Annotated in this window: 6 protein-coding genes; 4 read left to right on the top strand and 2 right to left on the bottom strand. The window is 73.5% G+C overall.

The window, feature by feature from the left end:
- Positions 1-40: 40 nt before the first annotated feature.
- Positions 41-601 (bottom strand): GNAT family N-acetyltransferase, encoded by a 561-nt coding sequence (locus ACIQOV_RS18865; RefSeq protein ID WP_401049774.1) that lies wholly within the window; start codon positions 599-601, stop codon positions 41-43.
- 265 nt (positions 602-866) lie between these two features.
- Between ACIQOV_RS18865 and secA the strand changes: the two genes are divergently transcribed.
- Positions 867-3,629 (top strand): preprotein translocase subunit SecA, encoded by a 2,763-nt coding sequence (gene secA / locus ACIQOV_RS18860; protein WP_401049772.1) that lies wholly within the window; start codon positions 867-869, stop codon positions 3,627-3,629.
- Positions 3,630-3,730: 101 nt separating this feature from the next.
- Here secA and ACIQOV_RS18855 read toward each other — a convergent pair whose 3' ends face one another.
- Entirely contained in the window at positions 3,731-4,198 is a 468-nt protein-coding gene (locus tag ACIQOV_RS18855; RefSeq protein WP_401049769.1) for an Rv3235 family protein, read from the bottom strand.
- 334 nt (positions 4,199-4,532) lie between these two features.
- Between ACIQOV_RS18855 and ACIQOV_RS18850 the strand changes: the two genes are divergently transcribed.
- The 3 genes from ACIQOV_RS18850 (at position 4,533) to ACIQOV_RS18840 (ending at position 7,041) form a co-directional block, all read left to right on the top strand.
- Positions 4,533-5,681 carry a patatin-like phospholipase family protein gene (locus ACIQOV_RS18850; RefSeq protein WP_401049767.1) on the top strand — a complete coding sequence of 383 codons (1,149 nt, stop codon included), beginning with the start codon at positions 4,533-4,535 and terminating at the stop codon, positions 5,679-5,681.
- 146 nt (positions 5,682-5,827) lie between these two features.
- Positions 5,828-6,337: a DUF6912 family protein gene (locus ACIQOV_RS18845; protein WP_380548173.1), complete on the top strand. Its 510-nt coding sequence runs from the start codon at positions 5,828-5,830 to the stop codon at positions 6,335-6,337.
- 47 nt (positions 6,338-6,384) lie between these two features.
- Positions 6,385-7,041: an HAD family hydrolase gene (locus ACIQOV_RS18840; protein ID WP_401049765.1), complete on the top strand. Its 657-nt coding sequence runs from the start codon at positions 6,385-6,387 to the stop codon at positions 7,039-7,041.
- Positions 7,042-7,242: the final 201 nt, after the last annotated feature.

Here is a 7,242-nt window from a genome sequence, read left to right as displayed (position 1 = left end):
CAGGAGCTCGCGGACGAGGCCATCGCACGCGTCCTGTACCTCACGGAACCTGGTCGGACGGCAGCAGGGAGGCGATCCAGGCGTCGTGGAAGACGCCGCGCTGCTCGGCGTACGAGCGCAGGGTGCCCTCGAAGCGGTAGCCGGCCTTCGCGGCGACCGCGCGGGAGCCCTCGTTGCCGACGTAGGCCTGCCACTCCAGGCGGCGCAGGCCGAGCTCGCGCAGGCCGAAGAGGGAGACGGCGCGCGCGGCCTCGGTGGTGTAGCCGCGGCCGCGGAACTCCTTCACGGCCCACCAGCCGATCTCGGCGGAGCCCGGGTCGTGGGCGCGCAGGACGAGCCCCTGGGACCCGACCAGGGCGCCGGACTCGCGCTCGAACACGCACCAGATCCGGTTCGCTCCGGTGCGCCAGCCCGCGATGGCGAGATCGCGCACGAAGAACTCCGCGTCCTCGCGCCGGTACGGGGACGGAACGACCGTCCAGCGCTGGATCTCCGGATCCTGGCAGGCCGCGAAGACGGCGTCGACGTCGGATTCCTGCGGGGCGCGCAGGACGAGCCGCTCGGTGGTCAGGACGACCGGTTCGGTGCTGGTTTCTTCCATGAACGGATTATTTCGCCGGGTGAGGCGGCCGGGCATCCGAATATCCCGCCGGTCCGCCCGCCCGGCAGGAGGCCGATTCCGGGGCTCGCCGACCGTTTTGCCCCGGTGGGCGGTGCTATCGGGCCATGTGCCCGCGGGGGTGACACGGGAATACCGTGCTGACGCACCTCCCGGGGGGTTGGACTCCTCGCATACGATGGCCCGTGCGGTGGGGTGACCCGCCGTGCAGTCGTCCAGTGCCAATACAGGCAAGGAGCCCGCTCACGTGTCCGTCTTCGACAAGATCCTGCGCGCCGGCGAGGGCAAGATCCTTCGCAAGCTGCAGCGGATTGCTGCCCAGGTCAACTCCATCGAAGAGGACTTCGTCAACCTCACCGACGCCGAGCTGCGCGCACTGACCGACGAGTACAAGCAGCGGCTCGTCGACGGCGAGAGCCTGGACGACATCCTCCCCGAGGCGTTCGCCACCGTCCGCGAGGCCGCCAAGCGCGTGCTCGGCCAGCGGCACTACGACGTCCAGCTGATGGGCGGCGCCGCCCTGCACTACGGGTACGTCGCCGAGATGCGCACCGGTGAGGGCAAGACCCTCGTCGGCACCCTGCCCGCGTACCTGAACGCGCTGACCGGCAAGGGCGTCCACCTGATCACGGTCAACGACTACCTCGCCGAGCGCGACTCGGAGTGGATGGGGCGGGTGCACCGCTTCCTCGGCCTTGAGGTCGGCGTGATCCTGGGCAGCATGACGCCCGTCGAGCGCAAGCGCCAGTACGGGATGGACATCACGTACGGCACGAACAACGAGTTCGGCTTCGACTACCTGCGCGACAACATGGCCTGGTCGCAGGACGAACTCGTCCAGCGCGGCCACTACTTCGCGGTCGTCGACGAGGTCGACTCGATCCTGATCGACGAGGCCCGCACCCCGCTGATCATCTCCGGCCCGGCCGACCAGGCGACCAAGTGGTACGCCGACTTCGCCAAGGTGGTGCAGCGCCTGAAGATCGACCGCGACTACGAGGTCGACGAGAAGAAGCGCACCGTCGGCATCCTGGAGGAGGGCGTCAGCCGGGTCGAGGACTACCTGGGCATCGACAACCTCTACGAGTCGGTGAACACCCCGCTGGTCGGCTTCCTGAACAACGCCATCAAGGCGAAGGAGCTGTACAAGCGGGACAAGGACTACGTCGTGATGAACGGCGAGGTCATGATCGTCGACGAGCACACCGGCCGCATCCTGGCCGGCCGCCGCTACAACGAGGGCATGCACCAGGCGATCGAGGCCAAGGAGGGGGTGGAGGTCCAGAACGAGAACCAGACCCTGGCCACCATCACCCTGCAGAACTTCTTCCGCCTGTACGACAAGCTGGCGGGCATGACCGGTACCGGCACCACCGAGGCCGCCGAGTTCCACCAGATCTACAAGCTCGGCGTGGTGCCGATCCCGACCAACAAGACGCCGCTGCGCATCGACCAGCCCGACCTGATCTACAAGTCGGAGCCGGCCAAGTTCGCCGCCGTGGTCGAGGACATCGCCGAGAAGCACGAGAAGGGCCAGCCGGTGCTGGTCGGCACCGTGTCGGTCGAGAAGTCCGAGTACCTGTCGCAGGAGCTGCGCAAGCGCGGCATCCCGCACGAGGTGCTGAACGCCAAGCACCACGAGCGCGAGGCGCAGATCGTCGCGCAGGCCGGCCGCAAGGGCGCCGTCACCGTCGCCACCAACATGGCCGGCCGTGGTACCGACATCATGCTCGGCGGCAACTCCGACCACCTCGCGGCGGCCGAGCTGGCGCAGCGCGGGCTGACCCCGACGGACACCCCGGAGGAGTACGAGGCCGCCTTCCCGGCCGCGCTGGAGAAGGCCAAGGCCTCGGTCAAGGCCGAGCAGGACGAGGTCAAGGAGGCCGGTGGCCTCTACGTCCTCGGCACCGAGCGGCACGAGTCCCGCCGGATCGACAACCAGCTGCGCGGCCGCTCCGGCCGTCAGGGCGACCCGGGCGAGTCCCGCTTCTACCTGTCGCTGGGCGACGACCTGATGCGCCTGTTCAAGGCCGGCATGGTCGAGCGCGTGCTCTCGATGGCCAACGTCCCGGAGGACGTGCCGATCGAGTCCAAGATGGTCACCCGCGCCATCGCCTCCGCGCAGACCCAGGTCGAGCAGCAGAACTTCGAGATCCGCAAGAACGTCCTCAAGTACGACGAGGTGCTCAACCGCCAGCGCGAGGTCATCTACGGCGAGCGCCGCCGGGTGCTGGAGGGCGAGGACCTCCAGGAGCAGGTCGGCCACTTCATGGACGACACCGTCGAGGCGTACGTCCGGGCGGCCACCGGTGAGGGCTTCGAGGACGACTGGGACCTGGAGAAGCTCTGGACCGCGCTCAAGCAGCTCTACCCGGTCACCCTGGACCTGGAGGAGCTGGAGGAGGAGGCCGGCGGCCAGGCCGGTCTGACCCCCGAGTTCCTGATCAAGTCCATCCAGGAGGACATCCAGGGCCAGTACGGCGCCCGCGAGGACCAGCTGGGCGCCGAGATCATGCGCGAGCTGGAGCGCCGGGTCGTGCTGTCGGTGCTGGACCGCCGCTGGCGCGAGCACCTCTACGAGATGGACTACCTCCAGGAGGGCATCGGCCTGCGGGCCATGGCGCAGCGCGACCCGCTGATCGAGTACCAGCGCGAGGGCTTCGACATGTTCACCGCGATGATGGAGGGCATCAAGGAGGAGTCCGTCGGCTACCTGTTCAACCTGGAGGTCCAGGTCGAGCAGCAGGTCGAGGAGGTCCCGGTCGAGGACGCCCAGGTGGTGCTCGACAAGCTGGAGAAGGACGCCGCCCGCCCGGAGATCAAGGCCAAGGGCCTGGAGGCCCCGAAGCCGCAGCGGCTGCACTACACGGCCCCCTCGGACGAGGTCGGCGGCGGCGTCATCGAGGGCGACTTCGAGGACCTCGCGCCGGAGGACGAGGGCGACGGGCTGACCCGCGCCGAGCGCCGCAAGGCCGCGAAGTCGGCCAAGGGCCGTCGCCGCAAGGGCTGAGCCGGCCGCCGGACACCAGCCAGGACGCCACGCAGGGCGCCGTTCCCGGACCGGGACGGCGCCCTGCGCCGTCGTGTACCGCCGGGGGTGCGGCGGGGCGCTCACCGGGCCTCCACGGCGGTGCACTGCCACTGCCCGGCCGGGCCGCGCTGCTCCAGCCGGAAGGCCACCACGTGGTGGCGCCGGCCGAGGTCGACCCGCACGCAGGCCTCGACCGCGTCCGGGGCGGGCGAGCGGTCGTGCACCGGGCCGAGCCGGGGCCGGTCGGCGGGGCCGCCGCGGCGCAGCGCTCCGGCCCGTACCAGCGAGGCGAGCTGTCCGTAGCCGGCCAGGCTGGTGTGCCGCATCAGCTGGCCGGAGGGCCGGGCGCCGGTGAGCACCTCGACCAGCCGGTGGGCGAACCGGGCGGCCAGCGCCCCGGAGTCGGGTCCGGGGGAGACGGGCCCGGGGGAGGCGGTGCAGGCGGCGCGCGGGTGACGCGGCCGGCGGCCGACCGGGTCGCAGCCGCCGGCGTCGCGCGGACGGCGGTGCGGGTGGGCGGTGGGATGGGCGGTGAACCGGACGGTCACGGGGTGGCTCCTCGGCTGGGTGGTGCGGGTACGGACGGGTCCAGGCTGGAGGCGTCCGGCGCGGGGCGGCAACGGGTTTCCTGAGTGCCCGGGGCAGGCTTTGGAGTTCACCTATCCGGGCGAACCGGCCAGTGCGGCGACGGGCCGGACGGGCCGGTCGGCGGCGCCCGGTTGACGTGCGGGGACGGACCGTACGGCCCGAAAGGGGACGCTCCGACTGGGCGGACCGGGTGGCGGCGCGCGGCCGCCGCGTTGCGCCGTACCGGCCCGGAGCGCACCATCGGACCCTGACCGGGAGCGGACGGCCGGGCTCCCACGACGAGGGGCGGCCGGTATGGCGACACGGGTGGCGGCGTCGGCCGCGGGCACCGCTCCGCCCGCCGCGGGCGGTCCCCGGCGCGGCCTGGTGCTGGGCGGCGGCGGGATGCTCGGCGCGGCGTGGACGGTCGGTGCGCTGTGCGCCGTCGAGGAGGCCACCGGGCGGCAGCCGGGCGAGGCCGACGTCCTGCTCGGCACCTCGGCGGGCGCGATCCTCGCCGCGATGCTGGCCGGCGGCGTCCGCCCCGAGCACCTGCGCGACCACCAGCGCGGCCTGCCGATCACCGAGGGCCCGCTGGCCGGGGTGGCCTTCGACTACGACACCGCCGTCGGCGGTGCGCTGCCGCCCCGCCCGCGGGCCGGCATCGGCTCGCCGGGGCTGCTGCGCGACGCCGTCCGGCATCCGCGCGAGTACCCGCTGCTGACCATGGTCTCGGCGCTCGCACCGCACGGCCGGGGCTCGCTGGCGCCGGTCGGCGAGCTGGTGCGCGGCCTGCTCGGCGACACCGGACCGCTCGGCGACACCGGACCGCTCGGCGGCGGTGGACCGGCCGGCGACGACGGCCGGCCGGAGCCCGGCGGCGGGGGATCGCCGCTGCGGGTGGTGGCCGTGGACTACCGCAGCGGCCGCCGGGTCGTCTTCGGCGACCCGGGCGCCCCGGCCGTCCCGGTGCCCGACGCCGTGATGGCCTCCTGCGCGATCCCCGGCTGGTTCGTGCCGGTGCGGCTGGACGGCTCGGCGTACGTGGACGGCGGCTGCTGGTCCGCCACCAACGCCGACCTGATGCTCGGCCGGGGGCTGGACGAGGTGTACGTGCTCGCCCCGATGGCGCTGCGGCTGGACCCCCGGCCGGGGCGGGCCGGGCGGCGGGGCGGGCTCGCGTCCGGCCGCGACACCCTGGCCGCCCTGCGCGAGTGGCGCGCCCGGGAACGCCCCCGCGGCGTGCTCGCCCAGCTGGTGAGCCGCTACCGCCACGCCGTCACCCGGCAGCTGCTGCGCGAGGCCGCGCTGCTGCGGGCCGAGGGCGCCCGGGTGCTGCTGCTCGCGCCGACCCCGGCGGACCTCGCGGCGATGGGCCCGAACATGATGGACCCGGCCCGCCGCGGCGCGGTCCTGGAGAGTGCCCTGCGCACCGGCCGGGAGGCGCTGCGGCCCCGGCGGTGAGGGCCCGGCCCGGGACCGGAGGCGATCACGGGCCGTCCGGCGGCGCCTATTCTTGGGGCGCTGGAGTCTTGGGGCGCCGGAGAATCGGTGCTGCTGGACGAACCCCGCTGGACGAACCCTGCTGGACGAACCGGAGAGTGCCACCGATGCGCGTGTACGTGCCCACCACCCTGACCGGCCTGGCGGCGGCGCGCGAGGGCGGCGCCCTGGACCAGTCCGCCGCGTACGCCGTGACGCCCGCGCTGCGCGAGTGGTACGTCAGCGACGACCTGGAGGAGCTGGAGTACGCGGCGCTGAACCGGGCCGCGCAGTCCTCGCTGCGGCTGCTGGCCGCCGACCCGCAGGCCCCGTGCCGCCGGGTGGTGGTGGCGCTGGACGTGGCCGACGCGTCGGTGCGGCCCTTCCCCGGGGACGAGTACCAGGACCAGGCCTCGCTCGGCCGGGTGGTTCTGGCCGGCCCGGTGCGGCTGGCCAAGGCGGCCGCGGTGCACGCCGACGTGGCCGACGACGAGGTGGTCACGGACGTGGCGGCGGCGGTGGCGGCGGTGGCCGCGGCCGACGCGGGCGACCAGGACGCCCAGTTCACCGTGGACGGCGCGGAGGACCACGACCTGCTCTGGTACGCGACCCAGGAGATCCCCTCCCTGCTCGCGTGAGGTCCGTCCTACCGGCGTGTCACCCGGTCGGGTTACCGTTTCACCCTGTGCGCACTCACATCGTTTGGGACTGGAACGGCACGCTCTTCCACGACATGGAGGCGGTGCTCGGGGCGAGCAATGCCGCGTTCGCGACCGTCGGCATCGAGCCGATGAGCCTCCAGGAGTACCGCGAGCAGTACGAGATCCCGATCCCCCGCTTCTACCAGCGCCTGCTCGGCCGGATGCCCTCCGCGCAGGAGTGGCTGAGGCTCGACGACGCGTTCCACGACCACTACCGGGAGCTCAGCGCCTCCTGCGGGCTGACCGAGGGCGTGCGCGAGCTGATGGACGGCTGGCGGGCGGCCGGGAACAGCCAGTCGCTGCTGTCGATGTACGAGCACGACGCGCTGCTGCCGCTGGTCGACACCTTCGGCCTTGCCGGCGGCTTCCTGCGGGTGGACGGCCGCAGCGGCCCGTCCGGCGGCCAGAAGGCGGAGCACCTGACCCGGCACCTGGCCGCGCTCGGCGAGCGGGTGGACCCGGCCCGTACGGTGCTGATCGGCGACGCCGCGGACGACGCCGTGGCGGCGCTCGGCGCGGGCGCCCACGCGGTGCTCTACACCGGCGGTTCGCACACCCGGGAGAAGCTGGAGCCGGTCGGCGTCCCGGTGGTGGACAGTCTGGCCGAGGCGGTCGAGCTGGCGGGCCGGATCGCGGGCTGAACCCCGGGCCCTGCCGTCCCCGGCCGGACCGCGGGGCCTCCCGCCGTTCCGGGCCGGACCGCGGACCGCGGGCCCCGGGAAGCCGGCGGACGTGGCGGGCGCCCCCGCCCCCCGCCCCCGGTGGGGACCGGCGGCTCCCGCCCCCCCGGGGCCGGCGGGGGGGACCCCCAAAGGAAGAGCACACCAAAGAAAAACAAAAAC

Source organism: Kitasatospora sp. NPDC091257 (assembly GCF_044757675.1).
Classification (GTDB): Bacteria; Actinomycetota; Actinomycetes; order Streptomycetales; family Streptomycetaceae; genus Kitasatospora; species Kitasatospora lactacystinica.
Note: the sequence above shows the minus strand (reverse complement) of the source record. Positions and strands in the feature narration are given on the sequence as shown.